This is a genomic window from Paraburkholderia acidisoli (assembly GCF_009789675.1).
Classification (GTDB): Bacteria; Pseudomonadota; Gammaproteobacteria; order Burkholderiales; family Burkholderiaceae; genus Paraburkholderia; species Paraburkholderia acidisoli.
This window is the reverse complement of record NZ_CP046915.1, coordinates 79,914-101,861: the sequence shown is the minus strand read 5'-3', so window position 1 is coordinate 101,861 and position 21,948 is coordinate 79,914. Positions and strand designations below refer to the sequence as shown.

Annotated in this window: 17 protein-coding genes and 1 pseudogene; 13 read left to right on the top strand and 5 right to left on the bottom strand. The window is 66.8% G+C overall.

The genetic code is table 11. The annotated features are described in order from the left end of the window. Positions 1–6: 6 nt before the first annotated feature. Both otnC and otnK read right to left on the bottom strand, forming a co-directional pair. A complete protein-coding gene (gene otnC / locus FAZ98_RS22705; RefSeq protein WP_158954290.1) occupies positions 7–654 on the bottom strand; it encodes a 3-oxo-tetronate 4-phosphate decarboxylase in 648 nt (215 codons plus the stop codon). A gap of 11 nt (positions 655–665) precedes the next feature. Continuing rightward, a complete protein-coding gene (otnK, locus tag FAZ98_RS22700) occupies positions 666–1,958 on the bottom strand; it encodes a 3-oxo-tetronate kinase (RefSeq protein ID WP_158954288.1) in 1,293 nt (430 codons plus the stop codon). A 238-nt stretch (positions 1,959–2,196) separates the two neighbouring features. Here otnK and FAZ98_RS22695 point away from each other — a divergent pair, with 238 nt between their 5' ends. The 3 genes from FAZ98_RS22695 (at position 2,197) to FAZ98_RS22685 (ending at position 6,026) form a co-directional block, all read left to right on the top strand. Beyond that, positions 2,197–3,594, top strand: coding sequence for a homoserine dehydrogenase (locus FAZ98_RS22695; protein ID WP_199272434.1), 1,398 nt, complete (start codon positions 2,197–2,199; stop codon positions 3,592–3,594). 126 nt (positions 3,595–3,720) lie between these two features. Continuing rightward, complete coding sequence (locus tag FAZ98_RS22690) at positions 3,721–5,073, top strand: GntT/GntP/DsdX family permease (RefSeq protein WP_158954286.1); 1,353 nt, start codon at positions 3,721–3,723, stop codon at positions 5,071–5,073. Positions 5,074–5,210: 137 nt separating this feature from the next. Continuing rightward, entirely contained in the window at positions 5,211–6,026 is an 816-nt protein-coding gene (locus FAZ98_RS22685) for a DeoR/GlpR family DNA-binding transcription regulator (protein WP_158954284.1), read from the top strand. Between the two features lie 55 nt (positions 6,027–6,081). Here the strand turns inward: FAZ98_RS22685 and FAZ98_RS22680 are convergent, their stop codons facing one another. Next, the gene (locus tag FAZ98_RS22680) at positions 6,082–6,810 is read right to left on the bottom strand and encodes a TetR/AcrR family transcriptional regulator (RefSeq protein WP_158954282.1); all 729 of its coding nucleotides are present in this window, start codon (positions 6,808–6,810) and stop codon (positions 6,082–6,084) included. 383 nt (positions 6,811–7,193) lie between these two features. Between FAZ98_RS22680 and FAZ98_RS22675 the strand changes: the two genes are divergently transcribed. The 7 genes from FAZ98_RS22675 (at position 7,194) to FAZ98_RS22645 (ending at position 17,711) form a co-directional block, all read left to right on the top strand. Further along, on the top strand, positions 7,194–8,459 hold the full coding sequence (locus FAZ98_RS22675; RefSeq protein WP_158954280.1) for a Zn-dependent hydrolase: 1,266 nt from the start codon (positions 7,194–7,196) through the stop codon (positions 8,457–8,459). A 150-nt stretch (positions 8,460–8,609) separates the two neighbouring features. Then, the gene (locus tag FAZ98_RS22670; RefSeq protein ID WP_158954279.1) at positions 8,610–10,004 is read left to right on the top strand and encodes an NAD(P)-dependent oxidoreductase; all 1,395 of its coding nucleotides are present in this window, start codon (positions 8,610–8,612) and stop codon (positions 10,002–10,004) included. Between the two features lie 100 nt (positions 10,005–10,104). Continuing rightward, on the top strand, positions 10,105–11,385 hold the full coding sequence (preA, locus tag FAZ98_RS22665; protein ID WP_158954277.1) for an NAD-dependent dihydropyrimidine dehydrogenase subunit PreA: 1,281 nt from the start codon (positions 10,105–10,107) through the stop codon (positions 11,383–11,385). 87 nt (positions 11,386–11,472) lie between these two features. Then, complete coding sequence (locus tag FAZ98_RS22660) at positions 11,473–12,975, top strand: NCS1 family nucleobase:cation symporter-1 (RefSeq protein WP_158954275.1); 1,503 nt, start codon at positions 11,473–11,475, stop codon at positions 12,973–12,975. A gap of 69 nt (positions 12,976–13,044) precedes the next feature. Beyond that, the gene (gene hydA / locus FAZ98_RS22655; RefSeq protein ID WP_158954273.1) at positions 13,045–14,499 is read left to right on the top strand and encodes a dihydropyrimidinase; all 1,455 of its coding nucleotides are present in this window, start codon (positions 13,045–13,047) and stop codon (positions 14,497–14,499) included. A gap of 135 nt (positions 14,500–14,634) precedes the next feature. Beyond that, positions 14,635–17,313: an excinuclease ABC subunit UvrA gene (locus tag FAZ98_RS22650; RefSeq protein ID WP_158954271.1), complete on the top strand. Its 2,679-nt coding sequence runs from the start codon at positions 14,635–14,637 to the stop codon at positions 17,311–17,313. 182 nt (positions 17,314–17,495) lie between these two features. Beyond that, complete coding sequence (locus FAZ98_RS22645; RefSeq protein ID WP_158954269.1) at positions 17,496–17,711, top strand: hypothetical protein; 216 nt, start codon at positions 17,496–17,498, stop codon at positions 17,709–17,711. A gap of 107 nt (positions 17,712–17,818) precedes the next feature. On the opposite strand, the pseudogene FAZ98_RS36200 reads toward FAZ98_RS22645, so the two are convergent. Next, a pseudogene (locus FAZ98_RS36200) lies at positions 17,819–18,000 on the bottom strand (MFS transporter); the annotation flags it as partial. Between the two features lie 74 nt (positions 18,001–18,074). Between FAZ98_RS36200 and FAZ98_RS22640 the strand changes: the two are divergent. Next, entirely contained in the window at positions 18,075–18,497 is a 423-nt protein-coding gene (locus FAZ98_RS22640; RefSeq protein WP_158954267.1) for a PX domain-containing protein, read from the top strand. A gap of 148 nt (positions 18,498–18,645) precedes the next feature. Beyond that, the gene (locus tag FAZ98_RS22635; RefSeq protein WP_158954265.1) at positions 18,646–19,773 is read left to right on the top strand and encodes an aminotransferase class V-fold PLP-dependent enzyme; all 1,128 of its coding nucleotides are present in this window, start codon (positions 18,646–18,648) and stop codon (positions 19,771–19,773) included. Between the two features lie 380 nt (positions 19,774–20,153). Here FAZ98_RS22635 and FAZ98_RS22630 read toward each other — a convergent pair whose 3' ends face one another. Further along, positions 20,154–20,906: an SDR family NAD(P)-dependent oxidoreductase gene (locus tag FAZ98_RS22630; RefSeq protein ID WP_158954263.1), complete on the bottom strand. Its 753-nt coding sequence runs from the start codon at positions 20,904–20,906 to the stop codon at positions 20,154–20,156. 170 nt (positions 20,907–21,076) lie between these two features. On the opposite strand from FAZ98_RS22630, the gene FAZ98_RS22625 reads away from it, so the two are divergent. Beyond that, positions 21,077–21,811, top strand: coding sequence for an IclR family transcriptional regulator (locus FAZ98_RS22625; RefSeq protein WP_199272433.1), 735 nt, complete (start codon positions 21,077–21,079; stop codon positions 21,809–21,811). Positions 21,812–21,948 lie beyond the last annotated feature (137 nt).

The window sequence follows — 21,948 nt, the reverse complement described above, 5'->3', positions numbered from 1 at the left end:
CGCCGCTTACCAGCGCGCGCCGAACGTCGTCCTCAATTCGTCGATCTGGTCCGCGCTCAGCGGCTCGACGGGCTTGCCTTGCGCCTGCATCATCAGCACGAGGCGCGCGGTTTCTTCCAGCTCCTCGAGCATGGCCGAGGCCTCGCGCAAACTGCGATGCCACACCACCGGCCCGAGCCGGTCGAGCAGCACGCCGCGCACGCTGCCCGCGAGCTCGCGCACGCGTTCGGCCACTTGCGGGTCGCCGGGGCGGCGGTACGCGATCAGCGGCACGTGGCCAACCTTCATCACGTAGTACGGCGTGATGGGCGGCAGCACGTCGTCTTCACGCCACACGCCCGCGAGCGTGAGCGCGACGAGATGCGTGGAGTGCGTGTGCACGACCGCGTGCATGTCGGGCTGATGGTCGTAGACGCTGCGATGCAGTGCGAGCGTCTTGGAAGGCTTGTCGCCCGCCACCCATTCGCCGCTCGTGCTGACCTTGGCGATGCGCGCCGGGTCGAGATCGCCGAGACAGGCGTCGGTGGGCGTGATGAGCCAGCCGTCGTCGAGCCGTGCGCTGATGTTGCCCGCCGTGCCCGTCGCGTAGCCGCGCTCGAAAAGGCTTTTGCCGATGCGCGCGATCTCTTCGCGCAGCGTGCTTTCCTGATTCATGGAAGTCCTGGTTATGACTGAAGCGCGAGGGCGCGGGTGAAGAAGTCCGTGCCGCCGAAATTGCCGGATTTGAGCGCGAGCGCGAGGTGGCCTTGCGGGCCGTCGCCGAGCGTCCAGGGCACGCCCGGATCGATGGGCGCGCCGATGCGCAGCCGCGTCACGCCGAGCGCCTGCACCACGGCGCCCGAGGTTTCGCCGCCCGCCACCACGAAGCGGCGCACGCCGCGTTGCGCGAGTTCGCGCGCGATGGCCGCGAGCGCGCCTTCCACGAGCTGCCCCGCGCGTTCCACGCCGAGCTGCGCCTGCACCGCGCCGAGTTCCTCGGGCGCGGCCGTCGCGTAGAGCAGCACGGTGTCGTTCGCGTGGTCTTCGAAGAACGCGAGCGCGGCCTCCACCACCGGTTCGCCCGCGGCGAGCGCGAGCGGATCGAGCCGCAGCGCGGGACGGCTTTCGCGCCAGTGCGCGACCTGCGCCTGGCTCGCGCGCGAACTGCTGCCCGCGAGCACGACCGCGCGGCCGCCCACGGCGGGCAATTGCGCGGCTTGTTCGCCCGCGCCCAGCAAACCGGCGCGGCGGAAGTTCTCGGGCAGGCCGATGGCGAGGCCCGAGCCGCCCGTGAGCAGCGGCGCCTCGGCGAATGCGCGGCCGAGCGTGCGCAGGTCGTCGTTGGAGACGGCGTCGGCAATGGCGAGGCGCACGCCTTGCGCGCGCAGCTTCGCGGCGGCGTCGCGCGTGGGTTGCTCGCCGGCGGCAATGGCGTCGTAGCGCAGCAGGCCGGTCGCGACCGTGCTCTGCGCGGCCAGCACGCGCACGATGTTCGGGTCGGTCATGGGCGTGAGCGGATGCTTTTCCATGCCGGATTCGTTGAGCAGCACGTCGCCCACGAACAGGTAGCCGCGATACACGGTGCGGCCGTTCTCGGGAAACGCCGGGCAGGCAATGGCGAAGTCGGTGCCGAGCGCGTCCATCAACGCCTGCGCGACCGGGCCGATGTTGCCTTCGGCCGTCGAATCGAAGGTCGAACAGTATTTGAAGTAGAACTGGCGGCAGCCTTGCGCCTTGAGCCACGCGAGCGCGGCCAGCGACTGGGCGATGGCGTCGGCGGCGGGAATCGTGCGCGACTTGAGCGCGACCACGAGCGCGTCGGCGGCGACGGGTTCTGCGCTGGTCGGCACGTCGATCAGTTGCACCGTGCGCATGCCGCCGCGCACCAGCATGCTGGCGAGATCGGTTGCGCCGGTGAAGTCGTCCGCGATGCAGCCGAGCAGCGGCGCGTTCGCGGCGGGTTCCGGTTTTTGGGTCATTGCGTGGCTCTCCTCGATGTCAGCCGATTATGCCTCAATGTTCGAATATGTTAAAGCATGATATAAAAGTTGACTAACGTGGTAATGAAAGTTAAATTCGCTGTGAAGATATCGGCGATGCCCGGGCTCGCAGTCCGCCTCACCGCCGCATTCCGCCTACGTATGCCACGCGTCGCCTTCGCCGGGTTCTATCGACGATCGATCGCCGGGCCGCTTCCAACTACCGGGGACACCCCTTATGAACTTCGAATTGCTTTTCCGTGCGGGTGCGCAACGCCCTCAAGCCGCTTCGGGCGCCGAACCGCAGGTGGTTCGCTATGCGCTGACCGGCGCGGGCGGCGGCTTCGCGCGCACGCTGCTCGCACAGAGCCGGCTGCTCGGTCGCCTCGCGCCCACGGTGCTGTGCGACCTCGATCTCGCGGGTCTGCGCGCGCTGTGCCTCGAACTCGGTTATGAAGCGGCTGCGCTGGTGGAATGCGCGGACGCGGCCAGCGTGCGCGCGCTCGTGCCGGGCCAGATCGCGCTGGTGCGCGACGTGAATCTGCTCGATCCGGCCGCCTTCGACATTCTGGTCGAAGGCACGGGCAATCCCTCGGTGGGCTATCGCGCGGCGCGTGCGGCGCTCGAGGCGAAGCGCCACGTGGCGATGGTCAGCAAGGAAGTGGACGCGGTGGCCGGTGTCTCGCTCGCGCAACTCGCGGCGAGCCAGGGCGTGGTGTATACGACGGCGGACGGCGACCAGCCGTCGAATCTGATCGGCTGGGTGTCGTGGGCGCGCACGCTGGGTCTCGAGATCGTCGCGGCCGGCAAGTCGAGCGAATACGACCTCGTGTTCGACGCGGCCACGGGCGAGGTGACGCAGCTCGACCAGCGCTTCGCCGCGCCGGAACTCGCGAACCTGATGACGCTCGGCGACGACGTGGCCGCCACGCTCGCCGCGCGCCGCGCGGCGCTGAACGGCCGCAAGACTTCGGCCACGGCCGATTACTGCGAAATGACCGTGGTCGCGACCAACACCGGTCTCGTCCCCGACGTCGAACTGCTGCATTACCCGGTCGCGCGCACGACCGAACTCGCCGACATCTACGCGCTGCGCGAAGACGGCGGCGTGCTCTCGCGCCCCGGTGTGATCGACGTGTTCAACATGCTGCGCCGCCCCGACGAGGCGAGCTTCGCCGGCGGCGTGTTCGTGGTGGTGCGCACGCACGACGCGCCCACGTGGGCGCTGCTCGCGCAGAAGGGCCACGTGGTGAGCCGCAACGGCCGCTACGCCTGTCTCTATCTGCCGTATCACTTCATGGGTGTGGAAACCCCCATCACGCTGCTCGAAGCCGTGCTGCACGGCCGTCCGACCGGCGCCGCCCAGCCCACGCAGTGCGCGGTGCTGGCGGGCCGCGCCACGACCGACATCAAGGCGGGCACGGTGCTGCACATGGGCGGCCACCATCACGATGTGACCGGCGTGCAGGCCGTCATGATCGAGCGCGCCGCCATGCCGGCCAACGTCGCGCCGCTGTATCTCGCGGCGCACGCGACGCTGGCGCGCGATGTGACGGCGGGCGAACTGCTGACGCTCGACCATCTGCAAAACCCCGACGCCGCGCTGCTCGAAGCGTGGCAAGCGGGCGCGGCCTGAGCGATGCGAGCGGCGGGCGCGTTTCGTTCATGACGCGCGCCCGCGCCGCCACCCGCAGGTCATACCAACACTAGACAAACGCCAGGCAAAAACCAGGCAAAAACAGGCAAGCATCAGGGAGACACCATGCGGGGAGAGATGGGCACCATCGCGATGGCCATAGGCGCCATCGTCGTTTTGATCATTCTGATCGCGCGCGTGCGGTTGAATCCGTTCGTCGCGCTCACGTTGACGGCGCTCGGGCTCGGCCTGCTGGCCGGCGTCACGCCCGAGCACAGCATCGAGAGTTTCACGAAGGGCTTTGGCGGCGCGCTGGCCCGCACGGGGCCGGTGGTCGGGCTCGGCGCGGTGCTCGGCGGCATCCTGATCGGCACGGGCGGCGCGGACCGCGTGGCCAACGCGTTCGTCGGCAAGCGCCCGCTCTGGCTCGCGCCGTGGACGATCTGCGCGGCGGCGCTGCTGGTCGGCATGCCGCACCTGTTCGACGTGAGCTTCATCATGCTCGCGCCGCTCGTGTACACCATCGCGCGCCGCACGGGCAGCCATCTGCTCTATATCGGCCTGCCGGTCGCGGCCGGGCTGTATGTGTCGCACGGCTTGCTGCCGCCGCATCCGTCGCCCACCCAGGCCGTGGCCGCGTATCACGCGAACACGGGCCTCACGCTGCTCTACGGTCTGGTCATCGCCATTCCCAGCGCGATCGTGTGCGGGCCGCTGTTCACGCTCGCCGCGCGCCGCTTCTTCGGTCCCGCGCCGGATCTGGCGAAGGGCCCGGGCGGCACGCGCGGCGAAGACGATGCGCGCACGACCACGGCTTCGCTGCCGCTTTCGGTGATCTCGCTGCTGATTCCGCCGGGCCTCATGCTGGCGGGCACCGTGGGCATGGGTCACGTCGAGAAGAACAGCGCGGCCTACGTGGTGTTCCAGTCGCTCAACGACCCGATTCTTTCGCTGCTCGCCGCCGTGATCTTCGCGTGGTTCGCGCTGGGCGTGCGCGGCCGCCATCCGCTCGCCGACCTGCAGAAGATGGTCAGCAAGGGCATTGCGCCGCTCAGCACGATCCTGCTGATCCTGGGCGCGGGCGGCGGCTTCAGCCAGATGCTCAAGTCGATTCATCTCGACACGATCATCGTCGAGCACTCCACGCACTGGGCGATCAGCCCGCTGCTGCTCGCGTGGGCGCTCGCGGCGCTGCTGCGCATTTGCGTGGGCTCGGCCACGGTGGCGACGGTGGCGGCGAGCGGGATCGTCGCGCCGCTGCTGGTGGCGCATCCGGGCGTCTCGCCGGAGCTGATGGCGCTCGCGACCGCCTCGGGCGCCGTGATGCTCTCGCACGTGAACGATTCCGGCTTCTGGCTCTTCAAGGAGTACTTCCAGCTTTCGGTCGCGCAGACGTTCCGCACGTGGACGCTGATGCTGTGCCTGCAATCGCTGATCGGGCTCGCGGGCGTCATGCTGTTGAGTACGTTCATTGGCTGAGTTGGCCGATGCGTTTGTCAATGCGTAGGCCGATGCGTTTGTCAATGCGTAGGCCGGCGAGGCCATCGGCTAAAATCGACGGCTAAATCGTCCGCTTACTCCAGCGTCCCAGAACGATCCGCATCCAGAGAACCCGTATGTCGAGCAAGACCAAACCCGACGAAACCACCACGGCGCCGCTGATTCCCGATCAGCGCCGCGAAGCGATGCTGCGCCTTCTGCGCCGCGACAAGGTGCTGTCGCTGCATCAGTTGATGGAGTCGCTGGGCTGCTCGCACATGACGGTGCGGCGCGATATCGCGCTGCTCGAACGCGATGGGCTCGTGCATTCGGTGCCCGGCGGCGTGCGTGTGGCGAGCCAGCTCGCCACCGAACCGAGCCATGTGTCGAAGGCGTTGATCGATCCCGCCGAGAAAACCGCCATCGCGCAAATGGCGGCGTCGTTCCTGCGACCCGGCATGACGGCGTATCTGGACGCGGGCACGACCACGCTCGCGCTGGTGCCGCACATCCTCGCGCTCTCCGACATCACGGTCGTGACCAACGACTTCCCGGTCATGCAGGAACTCATGAACGCGGGACACGTGGCCGCGATTCACACGGGCGGCCTGCTCGATCACGCGAATCAGTCGAGCGTGGGCGAACTCGCGGCGGCCACGCTGCGCCAGCTTGCCGTGGATGTCGCGTTCATCTCCGCCAGTTCGTGGGATTTGCGCCGCGGCGTGACCACGCCTTCGCCGCCCAAGATCGACGTGAAGCGCGCGGCTATCGAAGTGGCCGAGCAAACCGTGCTGCTCGCCACCAGCTCGAAGTACGGCACCTTCAGCACGTACAAGATCGCGGGCCTCGAGCGCTTCGACCATATCGTGAGCGACGCGGGCTTGCCCGAAGCGGCGGCGTCGGGTATTCACGCGGCGGGGCTTTCCTTGAAGCTCGCGCAGGTCGCCCGCTAGGCGGCGCGAGGCTCGGTTCGCACTCGCCAGCCCGCGCGAACCAACCGTTTTCTCTTCAGCGATCCGGCGAACGCGCGCCACACGCGCGCAGGATCATGCTCACCACTTCTTCTGTTGTCGCTTCGAAGCGTTTCGCCGACAAGGCGCGCCGCCCCGCGAGCGCGCGAATCTGCGCGTCGAAATCGGCATAGTGCTGCGTGGTCGCCCAGATCATGAACAGCAGCGTGGGCGGGTCCATGGGCGCGAGCAGCCCTTTGTCGATCCAGCGCTCGATCAGTTTCACGCGCGTGTCCATCCACGGCTTCACGCGTTCGAGCAAGATGCCCTGCATATGCGTCGCGCCGCTGATGATCTCGTTCGCCCAGACTTTCGAGCCGAGCGGGCGGCGGCGCGACAATGCCATCTTCGCGCGCACGTAACCGCCGATCGCCGCGACCGGGTCGTCGCTGGCGTCGAACAGATTGGCGGCCGCATTCCATTCCTCGAACACGTCGTCGAGGACGCGCCAGTAGAGCGCGAGCTTGGTCGGGAAGTAGTAATGCAGATTCGCCTTCGGCAACCCGGCGCGCTCGGCGATCAGCGCCGTGCTCGCGCCTTCGAAACCGCGTTCGGCGAACACGCTCTCGGCGCAGGCGATCAGATGCGATTCGTTCGACGCGCGAATGGACGCCTTACGCCGGCCCGGTTGCCCTGGCTTGTGCGCCGCGTCAGTGTCGCGCGGCGCGCTTGCGCTCGCACGGGTGGCGAGAGACGCGGCACGCGTGGTGGGTTCTTCGTCGCGCATCGTATTCGGTCCATTCGTCCGCAATAGGAGAAGCACGCGACGAGACAGCGGGCGCTGCGAAGGCTTCCGGCACGCGTGCCAATTCATTGTAGCCACGATACTCGTGCGCCGCGTCGCGGGCGGCATCGGGACAAACGCGCACGTGCGCCATGGGTTTTTTCGCGCAGTGCAGCATCGATGGCACGTTTCTCGCTCGTAACACCGCATTGAATTCGCGAAGTTTATCGTCTAAAACCTGTCCAATCGGACAGGATTCGACGAGCGGGAGATCGCGCCACTCACCCGCGCCGCGCAGCGCCACCGAAGCGTGCACCGTCGCGGCGCTTCTCGCCCCACACGGTGGCACGCATGCACGTTTGACGAACACGCACAGGAGAACCCGCATGAACGCAGTAAGCGAAGCCGCGCTGACCACCGCGATCCACGTGAATGGCCAGCGCCTGTGGGGCAGTCTGATGGAGATGGCGAAAATCGGTGCAACGCCCAAGGGCGGCGTGTGCCGTCTCGCGCTCACCGATCTCGACAAACAGGGCCGCGACCTCATCGTGCAATGGGCGAAAGAGGCGGGCTGCACGGTGAGCGTGGATCAGATGGGCAACGTGTTCATGCGCCGCGCGGGCCGCAACAACGATCTCCCGCCCGTGATGACCGGCTCGCATGCCGACTCGCAACCCACGGGCGGCCGCTTCGACGGCATCTACGGCGTGCTCGGCGGGCTCGAAGTGATCCGCTCGCTCAACGATCACGGCATCGAAACCGAGCATCCGATCGAAACGGTGATCTGGACCAACGAAGAAGGCTCGCGCTTCGCGCCCGCCATGGTGGCCTCGGGCGTGTTCGCGGGCGTATTCACGCTCGACTACGGACTCTCGCGCAAGGACGTGGACGGCAAGACCCTTGGCGAAGAGCTGAAGCGTATTGGCTATGCGGGCGATCTGCCGTGCGGCGGCCGCAAGATCCACGCGGCGTTCGAACTGCATATCGAGCAAGGACCGATACTCGAAGCGGAACACAAGACCATTGGCGTGGTGACGGACGCGCAAGGGCAGCGCTGGTACGAAGTCGTGCTCACGGGCCAGGAGGCGCACGCGGGCCCCACGCCCATGCCGCGCCGCCGCGACGCGCTGCTGGGCGCCTCGCGCGTGGTGCAGCTCGTCAACGAAATCGGCCTGCGTCACGCGCCGCTCGCGTGTGCGACGGTCGGCATGATGCAGGTGTATCCGAACTCGCGCAACGTCATTCCGGGCCGCGTGTTCTTCACCATCGACTTCCGCCATCCGCAAGACGACGTGCTCGCGCAGATGAACGCCGAACTGCGCGAAGGCATCGCGAAGATCGCGGAGCAAGGCAAGCTCGAAGCCGAGGTCGAGCAGATTTTCTATTACGCGCCCGTGCCGTTCGACACGGCGTGCGTGCAGTCCGTGCGCGCGGCGGCGGAGCGCTTCGGCTATGCGAACCGCGACATCGTTTCGGGTGCGGGCCACGACGCGTGCTATCTCGCCACGGTCGCGCCCACCTCGATGGTGTTCGTGCCGTGCATCGACGGAATCAGTCACAACGAGATCGAGGACGCGACGATCGAATGGATCGAAGCGGGCGCGAATGTGCTGCTGCACGCCATGCTCGAACGCGCCAGCGAACCGGGATGATCGTCATGTCGACGCGGCTTCCAACGTTGCGTCGATAACCCCCAGCGGCCAGAGAGCCGCGCAGTCTTTCCAACGTTTCCCCACGTACCGGCCGCGCGTTTCACGCGCACGGCCGGCGGACCCGTGTTTTGTTTCGCAAGGAGCATCCGGATGTCCCAGCCCACCTCGCATGCCGCCGACGGCATCGCCCCCGCGCGCCTCAGTGCCGAGCAACTCGGCTGCCGCTTCGCCGATGTCGCGCCGCCGCTTTCCGCCAACGCGGCCGTGATCGCCGCGGACCGCTGCCACTACTGCTACGACGCGCCGTGCGTGAACGCGTGCCCCACGGGCATCGACATTCCCGGTTTTATCCGCAAGATCGGCAACGGCAATCTCAAGGGCGCGGCGCGTGACATCCTGAGCGCGAATCCGCTGGGCGGCATGTGCGCGCGCGTGTGTCCCACCGAGATTCTGTGCGAAGGCGCGTGCGTGAGAAATCATCAGGATGGCGAAGCAGTGCAGATTGGCGCGTTACAGCGTCACGCCACCGACTATCAGATGGCGCGTGAAGCGGCCGGCGCGCCCGCGCTGTTCAAGCGCGCAAGCGAAACGGGGCGGCGGGTGGCCGTGATCGGCGCGGGACCGGCCGGTCTCGCGTGCGCGCACACGCTGGCGCTCGCGGGCCATCGCGTGAGCGTGTTCGACGCGCGCGAGTTGCCGGGCGGGCTCAACGAGTACGGCATCGCCGCGTACAAGACCGTGGACGACTATGCGCAGCGCGAAGTGCAGTGGCTGCTCTCCGTGGGCGGCATCGAACTGCAGCAGGGTAAGCGGCTCGGGCGTGACATGACGCTGGCGGACCTGCGCGCGTCGTACGACGCGGTATTCATCGGCGTGGGACTGGGCGGCACGCACGCGCTGGCCATCGAGGGTGAACAGCTCGAAGGCGTGCTCGATGCCGTCGACTTCATCGCGCGCCTGCGCGCCGCGAGCGACCTGACGACAGTGCCGGTGGGCCGCAAGGTCGTGGTGCTCGGCGGCGGCAACACGGCCATCGACGCCGCCGTGCAAAGCCGCAAGCTGGGCGCGGAGCAGGTGACGCTCGCTTATCGCCGCGGCACAGAGCAGATGAGCGCGACGTGGGCCGAGCAGGAATTCGCGCGCGCGCAAGGCGTGACGCTGGCCGAGTGGATGAAGCCGCTGCGCGTGATCGGCGCGGAGGGCGGTGCGCGGGTGCAGGCCGTGGAATTCGAGCGCACCGAACTCGATGCGAACGGCGCGCTGCGCGGCACCGGCGAAGTCGTGCGCGTGGCCGCCGACATGGTGCTGAAAGCCATTGGCCAGACGCTCGTGCCGGCGGGACTCGACGGCTTGCGGACGAGCGCGGGCGGCACGCGCATTGAAGTGGACGCGGACGGCGCGACCTCGCTCGAAGGCGTGTATGCGGGCGGCGACTGCGCGGGTCACGGCGCCACCGATCTGACCGTGCAGGCCGTGCAGGACGGCAAGCTCGCGGCGCGCGCCATCGACCGTTTCCTCGCGAATCAATCGGCGAAAGCGGCCTGAAATGCCGTTGTGAAGCGCCGATGTGAAGCGTCGTTGTGAAGCGCGCGGCTCATGCCGCACGACAGCCTCACCTTCCAGACCATACGAAAGGAGTCGCATCATGGCCGACTTGCGCTGCACGATTGCCGGCATTCAATCGCCCAACCCGTTCTGGCTCGCTTCCGCGCCGCCCACCGACAAAGCCTGGAACGTCAATCGCGCCTTCGAGGCAGGTTGGGGCGGCGTGGTCTGGAAAACACTGGGCCTCGATCCGCACGTGGTGAACGTGAGTTCGCGCTACGGCGCGACCACGTGGCGCGGCCAGCGTATCGCGGGTCTGAACAACATCGAACTCATCACCGACCGGCCGCTCGACGTCAATCTCAAGGAGATCGCCCAGGTCAAGCGCGACTGGCCCGACCGCGCGCTTATCGTTTCGCTGATGGTGCCGTGCAACGAGCGCGACTGGAAATGGATCCTGCCGCTGGTGGAGGACACGGGCGCGGACGCCGTGGAGCTGAATTTCGGTTGCCCGCACGGCATGAGCGAGCGTGGCATGGGCGCGGCCGTGGGGCAGGTGCCCGAGTACATCGAAATGGTCACGCGCTGGGTGAAGGAGGGCACGCGGCTGCCGTGCCTCGTGAAGCTCACGCCCAATGTGGCCGACATTCGCCATGGCGCGCGCGCCGCGCTCCAGGGCGGGGCGGACGGCGTGTCGCTCATCAACACCATCAACTCGATCGTGGGCGTGGATCTCGACGTGATGGCGCCGCTGCCCACCGTGGACGGCAAGGGCACGCACGGCGGCTATTGCGGTCCCGCCGCGAAGCCCATTGCACTGCACATGGTGGCGGAAATCGCCCGCGACCCGCAAACGCAGGGCTTGCCCATCTCCGGCATCGGCGGCATTTCGGACTGGCGCGACGCGGCCGAATTCATCGTGCTGGGCGCGGGCAGCGTACAGGTCTGCACGGCCGCGATGCACTACGGCTTTCGCATCGTCAACGACATGATCGACGGTCTCTCGAACTGGATGGACGACAAGGGCTACGCGAATCTCGACGCCCTACGCGGGCGCGCCGTGCCCAATGTCACCGACTGGCAGTATCTGAACCTCGACTACGACATCAAGGCGCGTATCGATCAAGACCGCTGCATTCAATGCGGGCTCTGCCATATTGCCTGCGAAGACACGTCGCACCAGGCGATCACGGCGACGCGCGACGGCCAGCGCCACTTCGAAGTGGTGGATGCGAACTGCGTGGGCTGCAATCTCTGCATGCACGTTTGCCCGGTGGACGAATGCATCACGATGGCGCGCGTGGATTCGGGCGAACGGTACGCGAACTGGACCACGCATCCGAACAATCCGGCGCGCGTGCCCGACCCGAAAGCCGCTTGATCGTTTCTGACCCGCGCCGAGATAGTTCGGATATCGAATCGATTCAAACGAAGTCACATAAACGACAAGCCACGGAGAGTTCGCATCATGAGTCAACCTCTAGCCGCCGACGCCACCGCGCGCCGCGCCAATAGCGAGCTATACAACGACGACCTCGCGCCCACCGGCATCGCGCAGCGCACCTGGCGCTGGTATCACTTCGCGGCGCTGTGGGTGGGCATGGTGATGAACATCGCGTCCTACATGCTCGCGGCCGGTTTGACGGAGCAGGGCATGTCGCCGTGGCAGGCCGTGACGACCGTGCTGCTCGGCAACGTGATCGTGCTCGTGCCGATGCTGCTGATCGGTCATGCGGGCGCGAAGTACGGCATTCCCTATGCGGTGCTGGTGCGTTCGTCGTTCGGTACGCAAGGCGCGAAGCTGCCCGCCATGCTGCGCGCCATCGTGGCGTGCGGCTGGTACGGCATACAGTCGTGGCTCGGCGGCAGCGCCATCTACACGCTCGCCAACATCCTCACGCACAACGCGCTGGTGGGCGACGCACTGCCGTTTCTGGGCATTTCCATCGGGCAGGGCAGCTGCTTTCTCGTGTTCTGGGTGCTGCAGTTGTACTTCATCCTGCACGGCACGGACTCCATCCGCTGGCTCGAAAGCTGGTCGGCGCCCATCAAGGTCGTGATGTGCGTGGTGCTCGTGTGGTGGGCCTGCTCGAAAGCGGGCGGCGTGGGCTCGATGCTCTCGCAGCCTTCGCAATTCGCGGCGGGCGGCAAGAAGGCGGGCCTGTTCTGGGCGACGTTCTGGCCGAGCCTCACGGCCATGGTGGGTTTCTGGGCCACGCTCGCGCTCAACATCCCCGACTTCACACGCTTCGCCAAAACGCAGAAGGACCAGTTCGTGGGCCAGGCGCTGGGCTTGCCCGTGCCCATGGCGCTGCTCTCCGTGGTGTCGGTGGTGGTGACTTCGGCCACGGTGGTGATCTACGGCAAGGCCATCTGGGACCCGATCGACCTCACGAGCCGCATGGAAGGCGTGGGCGTGGGCATCGCGCTCGTGATCCTCACGCTCGACACGATGTGCTGCAATCTGGCCGCGAACCTCGTCGGCCCGGCCTACGATTTTTCGAGCCTGTGGCCCAAAGGCATTTCGTACAAGGCGGGCGGCCTGATCACCGCCGGTATCGCCATCGTCATGATGCCGTGGAAAATTCTCGCCACCACGCAGGGCTATATCTTCACGTGGCTCGTGGGGTATTCGGCGTTGCTCGGCCCGGTTGCGGGCATTCTCATGGTCGATTATTTTTTGATCCGCGGCACGCGGCTCGACACGGCGCAACTGTTCGAGGAGAACGGCGAGTACGCGTATTCCAACGGCTGGAATCCGGCCGCGGTCATCGCCTTGCTCGCGGGCGTGCTGCCTAACCTGCCGGGCTTTCTCAACATCGCTTTCCCGAACGCGTTTCCTTCCGTACCCGACGCGTTCAAGGGCCTCTACACGTACGCGTGGTTCGTGGGTCTCGCGATCGCGGCGCTGGTGTATGGCGTGCTCATGAAGCTCGGCAAGAGCCGGCGCCCGACCGTGGCCAGCGCATGACCGTTGCGGCGCGTGGCGCGTAGCGGAAAACCGAAGGATACCGAAGCATCTAGAAGGAGACAGAGCATCATGGCGATCCTGATTCGAGGCGGCACCATCGTGAACGCGGACAAAAGCTGGCGCGCGGACGTGCTCTGCGAGCACGGCGTGATCCAGGCGGTCGGCGACAATCTCGAAGCGCCCGCGGGCGCGACCGTGGTCGACGCGGGCGGACAGTACGTGATGCCAGGCGGCATCGACCCGCATACGCATATGGAGTTGCCCTTCATGGGCACGACCGCGAGCGACGACTTCTATACGGGCACGGCGGCGGGGCTCGCGGGCGGCACGACGTCGATCATCGACTTCGTGATTCCCAATCCGAAGCAGCCGCTCATGGACGCGTTTCGAGCGTGGCGCGGCTGGGCCGAGAAGTCGGCGTCCGACTACGGTTTTCACGTGGCGGTCACGTGGTGGGACGAGAGCGTGCATCGCGACATGGGGCTGCTCGTGAACGAGCACGGCGTGTCGAGCTTCAAGCACTTCATGGCGTACAAGAACGCCATCATGGCCGACGACGAAATCCTCGTGAACAGTTTTGCGCGCTCGCTCGAACTGGGCGCGCTGCCCACGGTGCACGCGGAAAACGGCGAACTCGTGTTCCAGTTGCAGCGCGAGTTGCTGGCGCGCGGCTTCACGGGGCCGGAGGCGCATCCGCTCTCGCGGCCGCCCGAAGTGGAAGGCGAAGCGGCCAATCGCGCCATTCGCATCGCCCAGGTGCTGGGCGTGCCCGTGTATATCGTGCACGTTTCGGCGAAAGACGCGCTCGAGGCCATCACGCGCGCGCGCAGCGAAGGCCAGCGCGTGTTCGGCGAAGTGCTCGCGGGGCATCTCGTGATCGACGAGGCCGTGTATCGCGACCCGGACTGGACCCGCGCGGCCGCCCACGTGATGAGCCCGCCGTTTCGCAGCCAGGAACACCGCGACGCGCTCTGGCGTGGCCTGCAAGGCGGTTTGCTGCACACCACGGCCACCGATCACTGCGTGTTCTGCGCCTCGCAGAAAGCCATGGGGCGCAACGACTTCACGCGGATTCCGAACGGTTGCGGCGGCGTGGAAGACCGGATGGCCGTGCTGTGGGATCAGGGCGTGAACACGGGCCGCCTCACGCCGAACGAGTTCGTGCGCGTGACGTCGACGAATGCCGCGCAAATTTTCAACCTGTATCCGCGCAAGGGCACGATCGCCGCGGGCGCCGACGCCGATCTCGTCGTCTGGGACCCGGAAGCCACGCGCACGATCTCCGTGAAGACGCATCACCAGAACGTGGACTTCAACGTGTTCGAAGGGATGACGGTGCGCGGCGTGCCCACGCATACCGTCTCGCAGGGCGAACTCGTGTGGGCGAACGGCGACTTGCGCGCGCGGCGCGGCGTGGGGCGGTACCTGAAGCGGCCCGCGAATCCCGGCTATTTGCAGGCATCACGGCTGGCAAAGCGGTTGAAGGAGACGCAGCCCGTGCATCGCGAGGGGGACGCGGCCTGAGCGGGGCGCGGTGCCGGCGGTCCGGCCCGCATGGGAGCGATATTTGCAAGGGAATGCGCTCACGCCGGCCCGGCGGCCCACGACGGTACGCCGGGTCGCCCACGCCCGATCCCGCCTTGCATTCGCGCCTTCGCCATGACCCAATCCCGCCGACGCCATACCGCTCCCGCCTCCCCAGCGGCCAGTTTCGCGCCCACCGGCTTCGTGCAGGTGCGCGGCGCGCGCGAACACAATCTCAAGAGCGTCGATGTCGATGTCCCGCGCGACGCGCTCGTGGTCTTCACGGGTGTTTCCGGCTCCGGCAAGTCGTCGCTCGCGTTCGGCACCTTGTACGCGGAGGCGCAGCGGCGCTATTTCGAGTCGGTGGCGCCGTACGCGCGGCGTCTGATCGAGCAGGTCGGCGCGCCCGACGTGGACGCCATCGAAGGTCTGCCGCCCGCCGTTGCCTTGCAACAGCAGCGTGGCACGCCGGGCGCGCGCTCTTCGGTGGGCAGCGTGACCACGCTGTCCAGCGTCGTGCGCATGATGTACTCGCGCACGGGCAGCTATCCGCCCGATCAGCCGATGCTGTACGCCGAGGACTTTTCGCCCAACACGGTGCAGGGCGCCTGTCCGACTTGCCACGGCCTGGGCCGCGTGTACGACGCGACCGAGCACTCGATGGTCCCCGACGACTCGCTGAGCATACGCGAGCGTGCGATCGCCGCGTGGCCGCCCGCCTGGCACGGCCAGAATCTGCGCGACATCCTCGTCACGCTGGGCTACGACATCGACACGCCATGGCGTGACCTGCCCAAAAGAGACCGCGACTGGATCCTCTTCACCGAAGAGCAACCCACCGTGCCGGTCTATGCGGGCTTCACGCCGAAGGAGACGCGCGCCGCGCTCAAACGCAAGGCGGAACCCAGCTATCAGGGCACCTTTTCCGGCGCGCGCCGCTACGTGCTGCATACCTTTGCGAGCACGCAGAGCGCGTTGATGAAAAAGCGTGTCTCGCAGTACATGATCAGCAGCGACTGCCCGGCGTGCCACGGCAAACGCCTCAAACCGGAAGCGCTTGCGGTGACGTTCGCGGGATTCGATATCGGCGAACTGTCGCAATTGCCGATCGCGCGGCTCGCGGCCTTGCTCGAACCCGTGTCGCGCGGCGAGTGGGCACCGGAAGCGGCGGCCAACGTCAGTGCTCCGCTGGCCCGCGAAGCGCGCCGCGCGGCCACCGCGCGCCGGGTTGCGGCAGGCGGTGCGGCGCACGCCGCCGCGCCCGACGTGCGCCGCACGCCCAATCTGTCGGCGGAAAAGCGCATGGCCGCGCAGCGGCTCGCCATCGAACTGCTCGAACGGCTCGGCACGCTGATCGATCTGGGGCTCGGCTATCTCTCGCTCGACCGCGCGACGCCCACGCTCTCCGCGGGCGAATTGCAGCGTCTGCGGCTTGCGACCCAGCTGTCGTCGCAGTTGTTCGGCGTGGTGTACGTGCTCGACGAGCCCTCGGCGGGACTGCATCCGGCGGATGGCGACGCGCTGCTCGAAGCGTTGCAGCGCCTGAAGGCGGCCGGTAATTCGCTGTTCGTCGTCGAGCACGATCTGGGCGTCATGCGACAGGCCGATTGGCTTGTCGACGTCGGGCCGGAGGCGGGTGAGGCCGGCGGTCGCGTGGTCTACAGCGGGCCGCCCGGCGGGCTCGCGCGCGTGAGCGCTTCGCATACCCGTCGGTATCTGTTCGCCGACGAAGGCGTGCGCCCGGCGCGCGCCAACGCGGCGCGCCGCGAACCTCGCGGCTGGTTGCGGCTCGCGGGCGTCACGCGCAACAATTTGCATGACCTGAACGCCGCGTTCCCGCTCGGGTGCCTGAGCGTCGTGACCGGCATTTCGGGTTCGGGCAAATCGAGCCTCGTGAGCCAGGCGCTGCCCGACCTCGTGGCGGAGCGGCTCGGCCGCGTGCCCGAGGCGCCTGACGAAGACGACCTCGATCCGCTGCTCGCCGCCGCGCCCGCGACCACCGACGGGCGGATCGTGGCGGGCATGGAGGCGATTCGCCGGTTGGTGCGGGTCGATCAAAAGCCGATCGGCCGCACGCCGCGCTCCAATCTCGCCACCTATTGCGGTTTGTTCGATCACGTGCGCAAGCTGTTCGCGCAGACACCGGCCGCGCGCAAGCGTCGCTACAGCGCCGGGCGTTTTTCGTTCAACGTGGCGCAGGGGCGTTGCCCGACCTGTGAAGGCGAGGGCTTCGTGATGGTCGAACTCCTGTTTTTGCCGAGCGTGTATGCCGCCTGTTCCACCTGCCACGGCAGCCGCTACAACCCGCAAACCCTCGACATCCGCTGGCGCGAGCGCACGATCGCGGACGTGCTCGCGATGACCGTGGATAGCGCCTGCGAGTTCTTCGCGGGCGAGGCGCCGGTGATGCGCTCGCTCGAGGTGCTGCGCGCGATCGGGCTCGGTTATTTGCGGCTTGGACAGCCGGCCACGGAACTCTCGGGCGGCGAGGCGCAGCGCATCAAGCTCGCCACCGAACTGCAGCGCGCACAGCGCGGCGACACGCTTTATATCCTCGACGAGCCGACCACGGGGCTGCATCCCGCCGACACCGACCGTTTGATGGAACAGCTGCATGGTCTCGTCGACGCGGGCAATACGGTCATCCTCGTCGAACACGACATGCGCGTGGCGGCGCAAAGCGACTGGATGATCGACGTGGGGCCGGGCGCGGGCGACGAGGGCGGGCGGATCGTCGCCGAGGGCGTGCCGGAAACGGTCGCGCAGGTGGGGACAAGCCGGACTGCGCCGTATTTGCGCACGGCGCTGGGGTAGCGTGTTTGGCGGTGTTGCTGGCCGTGTTGGGTACGCCGCGTGCGCTCGAATGAATGACTTCGTTCGTACGCCTGTATCGTAGGCCGGCCTTGCCGGTCTATCCACATCGACATGGCAATCCCACCCATTGCATTGCCGCCGAGGTCACCCGCGTTGTGACTGATCCTTGTGTCGAGGTGCGTATGAACACGGCCGCTGCTTACTTCTCGATCGATTCCACCCCGCGTCGTGCCGATGGCGAGTACATCGCGCACGCCCGCATCAACGCGCGCCGCGCCGACGGCGGCGAATACGAACTGCACGCGAGCGGCGATCTGGCGGGCTTCGACTTGCGCGATGACGCGGTCGCCTACGCGAATACGTGGGCCGAGCGCTGGCTGGCCGCCTGCTTCGGATAACGAAGCATTCATAACGCGCGCTCGCTCAGCGCCTCGACGCCAACGCTCCGTGCCGCGGCGTCGCGCGGCGAGCGGCGAGCGGAAACCGCCGAGCCGTCACGCCATCACGCCAACGAGCCAACCGCGCCCGCGCCGAGCGCGAAAATGTACCGCGATAGCGCAAACTGCTGCGCGACGTTGACGCGTCCCGAGCCTTTCACCCGAGCGCCACCACGAGCGTGGGCACAGCTACACTTTGCAAGCCCGCGCCAATGCCGTCGACTAACTGCACCGGCCTTACGCCGTGCGCGAGCGGTGGCAGGTTAACGGCGACGTATGCTAACGTCCGATCGACCGTTCAAGGTTCGTTTGGGGGAGGTAGCGATGGCGGCACCATGGCAATTCCAGATTCGCATCACGGTGGCGGCCGGGCAGGCCGAGGCCTTGCGTGCGCACCGGCCGTTCGAAGGCAGCGAGGCGCTCGACGCGGTCCTGCGCGAGGGCAACGCCACGCTGGTGTGTCAGTACGATGCGTTTGCCGGGTACGTGAGCGAGGCGCAGCGCGTGGGCGTCGAGCAGTATCCGCTGTATCAATGGACGAAAGCTACGATCGACAACCCGGAGAAAAAGGCGAAGTATCTGAAGTCGTTCACGGTGTATGTGGACGGCGAACAGGTGTATGGCGAGACCCGCGCCGACTGGTTGCACGAGCGGCTTTCCGCGCTGGTCGGCACCGCGGGTATCGAAAGCGTGAGCCGGTTCGATACGAATCCGGCCAACAATCCGCAGCCGCCCGCGCGGACCTGAGCGAGCGCATACCGCTCTCGTGCGCGCGTTGCGACGCACCATGCGGCGCGAGCGATCCGGCGGTCAGCCCAGGCGATCACTACGAGTTCGCCGAAGGCGTTATGCTCTCTTTCGGCGCATATCCATCATTCTATTTACGGAGGCGAGCGTGCCAGGTCTACTTCCCGATGTCGACCCCGAAGGACTTCTCGAATACTCAGTGGTCTACACCGACCGCTCGATCAATCACATGTCGCAGCGCTTTCAAGGCGTCATGCGCGACCTCTCCACCTCGCTGAAAAAAGTCTACAACGCGAAGGCCGTGGCGATCGTGCCGGGCAGCGGGACCTTCGGTATGGAAGCGGTGGCGAGGCAGTTCGCGACCGGCAAAAAATGCCTTGTGATCCGCAACGGCTGGTTCAGCTTCCGCTGGTCGCAGATCTTCGACATGGGCCGCATTCCGTCCGAGTCGATCGTGCTGAAGGCGCGCCCCGTCGAAGCCGGCCGGCAGGCCGCCTACGCGCCGCCGCCTATCGAAGAAGTGGTGGCCGCGATCCGGCAGCACAAGCCCGATCTCGTGTTCGCGCCGCACGTGGAAACCGCTTCGGGAATGATGCTGCCCGACGCGTACCTGCGCGCGGTCGCCGACGCGGTGCACGGCGTGGGCGGCATGTTCGTGCTCGATTGCATCGCCTCGGGCACGGTCTGGGTCGACATGGAAGCCAGTGGCGTGGACGTGCTGATCAGCGCGCCGCAAAAAGGCTGGAGCGCGTCGCCGGGTTGCGCGCTGGTCATGCTCGGGGCGCTCGCGCGCGAGCGTATCGAAAGCACCACGAGCACGAGCTTCGCCTGCGATCTGCGCAAGTGGTTGCAGATCATGGAAGCCTACGAAGGCGGCGGCTTCGCCTATCACGCGACCATGCCCACGGACAGCCTCGCCACGCTGCGCGACGTGATGAAGGAAACCGAGGCCTATGGCTTCGACAAGGTAAAAGCGGAGCAACTCGAACTGGGCACGCGCGTGCGCGCGCTATTGGCGGACCGCGGCCTGCGCAGCGTGGCGGCGGCGGGCTTCGAGGCGCCGGGCGTGGTGGTGAGTTACACGGACGACGACGGCATTCGCACCGGCAAGAAGTTCGTCGATGCGGGCGTGCAGATCGCAGCGGGTGTGCCTTTGCAGGTTGACGAGCCCGAGGACTTCAAGACCTTCCGCATTGGCTTGTTCGGGCTGGACAAGCTGAACGACGTGGAAGGCGCGCTCGCGCGATTCACCCGGGCGCTCAATCGCGTGCTTTGATTTGCGCTGAATGTTTGCTATCGAATCAAACATCACGCGGTTTCGACCTGAAATACGAACAAAACGCGGGCGAAAAAAAAGCCGCATACAAAGACGCGGCCGAGGGGTTACGCCCGACGGGGGCTATTCCGTATAGGGCGTCCTCGCAGATTAACCGCCGTTCATGACAGTCACGGGTTGGACAAAATAAAGTCACTCAATTGTCGGGACATTGCAACACAATAAAAGGGCGTGTTGCAACGCACCATCGTTTTGAGTTAGATTGATTCGGTCTCCTCCATGTCTCCATGACGTGGATTCACCCGCCCGCGTGGCGGGTTTTTTATTGCCGTGAGTTTTCATGCGGTTTCCGCAAGGCTTTTGCACCGTGGGTTCGCGAGCTAGAACTGCACGCCTTGCGTGAGGCCGCCATCCACGAGCAGGTTGGTGCCCGTGACGAAGCTCGCCGCGCGGCTGGCGAGAAATACCGTCGCATTGGCGACTTCGTCGGGCCGGGCCATGCGCCCCAATGGGTTCGCCGCCAGGCACTCGGCAAAGGTTTCCGGCGTGTCCTGCTCGATCTTTCCCCACACGCCATCGGCGAAATACACATTGCCGGGCGATACGGTGTTCACGCGTATACGGTCCCGCGCGTGCCGCGCCGAGAGTGTCTTGCCATAGTGACTGAGCGCGGCTTTAAGCACACCGTAAGGTTCGCCGAAGCGATCCACCTCGCGACCGGACACGCTCGAGATCAGCACGACCGCCGCCGTTGCGGAGCGGCGCAGGTGCGGCAACGCGGCGTTCACGAAGCTCACCGTGCCGAGCAGATCCGTCTCGAACGCGCGGCGCCACGTCGCGAGGTCGCCGCCGCCCGCGAGCGCGCTCACGTTCGGCACGATGATGTCGATACCGCCGAGCCGCTTCGCGCTCGCTTCGACCCAGCCTTCGATTTGCGCGGCGTCCGTGACGTCCACGGCCTGCCCGAACACGTCGTTACCCACAGCCGCTTCGGTTGCGCGCACACCGGTCTCGCCACGCGCGCAAAAGCCCACGCGCGCGCCTTCTTTCACGAACGCCTCGACGATCGCGCGCCCAATGCCGCGCGAGCCACCGCTGACCAACACCTTCGCCCCTTGCAAACCGAGTTCCATCGTCCGTTCCTTGCCGTTGCCAATCGAGCGGGTACTATAGGCGGCCTCGACGGTGCGTCAGTCTGGCCGCGCGTCGAAACCGGCCGAAGTTCGTCATGGCCGAATTTTTCAGGAATGCGCCACGGCGGGAGGCAAACGGAAGCATGTCGATGGAGTGTGAAAACGCGCGTGTGGAGAGGCCAGAGCCCGAACGCGAAGCGCGCTCGATGCAGTCGGTGCAACGCGCCCTGCGTCTACTCGAAACGCTCGGCGAGCTTGGCGGTTCGGCGCGCCTGAGCGAGTTGGCCGACGCGGTGGGATCGAGCCGAAGCACCGTGCATGGCGTGCTCGATACGCTCGTGGAGATGGGTTACGTCACACGCGAACGCACGCGTTATGTGCTCGGGCACCGGCTGGCGTTAGCGGCGCACCCGGCGCGTACGCGCGCTGACGCGCTGCGCAGGGCGTTCGCCCCGGCACTGCGCGCGTTCAACGAATCGTGCGGCGAGAACTGCTTTCTCACAGTGCCCGGCGGCACGCGCGCGTATCTCACGCTCGACGCGCTCGATGGCGAAGGCCGCGCGCTGCGACTGCCGGCCAACGCGCGGCGCGATGCGCTCACCACATCGGCGGCCGGCAAGATCTTTCTCGCGAACGATACGGCGCTCGCGACGCGCTTGCGCGGCGCGCGGCGCATTTCGCACGCGCTGGACGCGGAACTGGCAACGATTGGCGCGGCGGGTTATGCGCTCGACGTACAGGCCTCGGAGCGCGATCTGAATTGCGTCGCGCTGCCGTTACGGTTGCGTGGCCGGGTAGTCGCGGCCCTCAGCGCGAGCGGTCCCGCCACGCGGCTCGATCCCGCGTTCATGCGCCGTCTCGCGAAACGCTCGATGCGTGATCTGTTCAACCTGGTCAAAGTCTGACTCGTAACGATGGCCGTGCGCGCTGCCGTGCGCGCCCGATCTTGTCGATCGTTCTTGCCGGTGTCTTCCGCACCGATCCGCAATACCCATCTCCCGCACGCCACGCGCACCATCATCACGCCATGCGGCGCCACCGC

Bases quoted from the DNA above. Each gene is read 5' to 3' on its own strand.
- otnC (WP_158954290.1), bottom strand. From the start codon at position 654: ATGAATCAGGAAAGCACGCTGCGCGAAGAGATCGCGCGCATCGGCAAA.
- otnK (WP_158954288.1), bottom strand. From the start codon at position 1,958: ATGACCCAAAAACCGGAACCCGCCGCGAACGCGCCGCTGCTCGGCTGC.
- FAZ98_RS22695 (WP_199272434.1), top strand. From the start codon at position 2,197: ATGAACTTCGAATTGCTTTTCCGTGCGGGTGCGCAACGCCCTCAAGCC.
- FAZ98_RS22690 (WP_158954286.1), top strand. From the start codon at position 3,721: ATGCGGGGAGAGATGGGCACCATCGCGATGGCCATAGGCGCCATCGTC.
- FAZ98_RS22685 (WP_158954284.1), top strand. From the start codon at position 5,211: ATGTCGAGCAAGACCAAACCCGACGAAACCACCACGGCGCCGCTGATT.
- FAZ98_RS22680 (WP_158954282.1), bottom strand. From the start codon at position 6,810: ATGCGCGACGAAGAACCCACCACGCGTGCCGCGTCTCTCGCCACCCGT.
- FAZ98_RS22675 (WP_158954280.1), top strand. From the start codon at position 7,194: ATGAACGCAGTAAGCGAAGCCGCGCTGACCACCGCGATCCACGTGAAT.
- FAZ98_RS22670 (WP_158954279.1), top strand. From the start codon at position 8,610: ATGTCCCAGCCCACCTCGCATGCCGCCGACGGCATCGCCCCCGCGCGC.
- preA (WP_158954277.1), top strand. From the start codon at position 10,105: ATGGCCGACTTGCGCTGCACGATTGCCGGCATTCAATCGCCCAACCCG.
- FAZ98_RS22660 (WP_158954275.1), top strand. From the start codon at position 11,473: ATGAGTCAACCTCTAGCCGCCGACGCCACCGCGCGCCGCGCCAATAGC.
- hydA (WP_158954273.1), top strand. From the start codon at position 13,045: ATGGCGATCCTGATTCGAGGCGGCACCATCGTGAACGCGGACAAAAGC.
- FAZ98_RS22650 (WP_158954271.1), top strand. From the start codon at position 14,635: ATGACCCAATCCCGCCGACGCCATACCGCTCCCGCCTCCCCAGCGGCC.
- FAZ98_RS22645 (WP_158954269.1), top strand. From the start codon at position 17,496: ATGAACACGGCCGCTGCTTACTTCTCGATCGATTCCACCCCGCGTCGT.
- FAZ98_RS22640 (WP_158954267.1), top strand. From the start codon at position 18,075: ATGGCGGCACCATGGCAATTCCAGATTCGCATCACGGTGGCGGCCGGG.
- FAZ98_RS22630 (WP_158954263.1), bottom strand. From the start codon at position 20,906: ATGGAACTCGGTTTGCAAGGGGCGAAGGTGTTGGTCAGCGGTGGCTCG.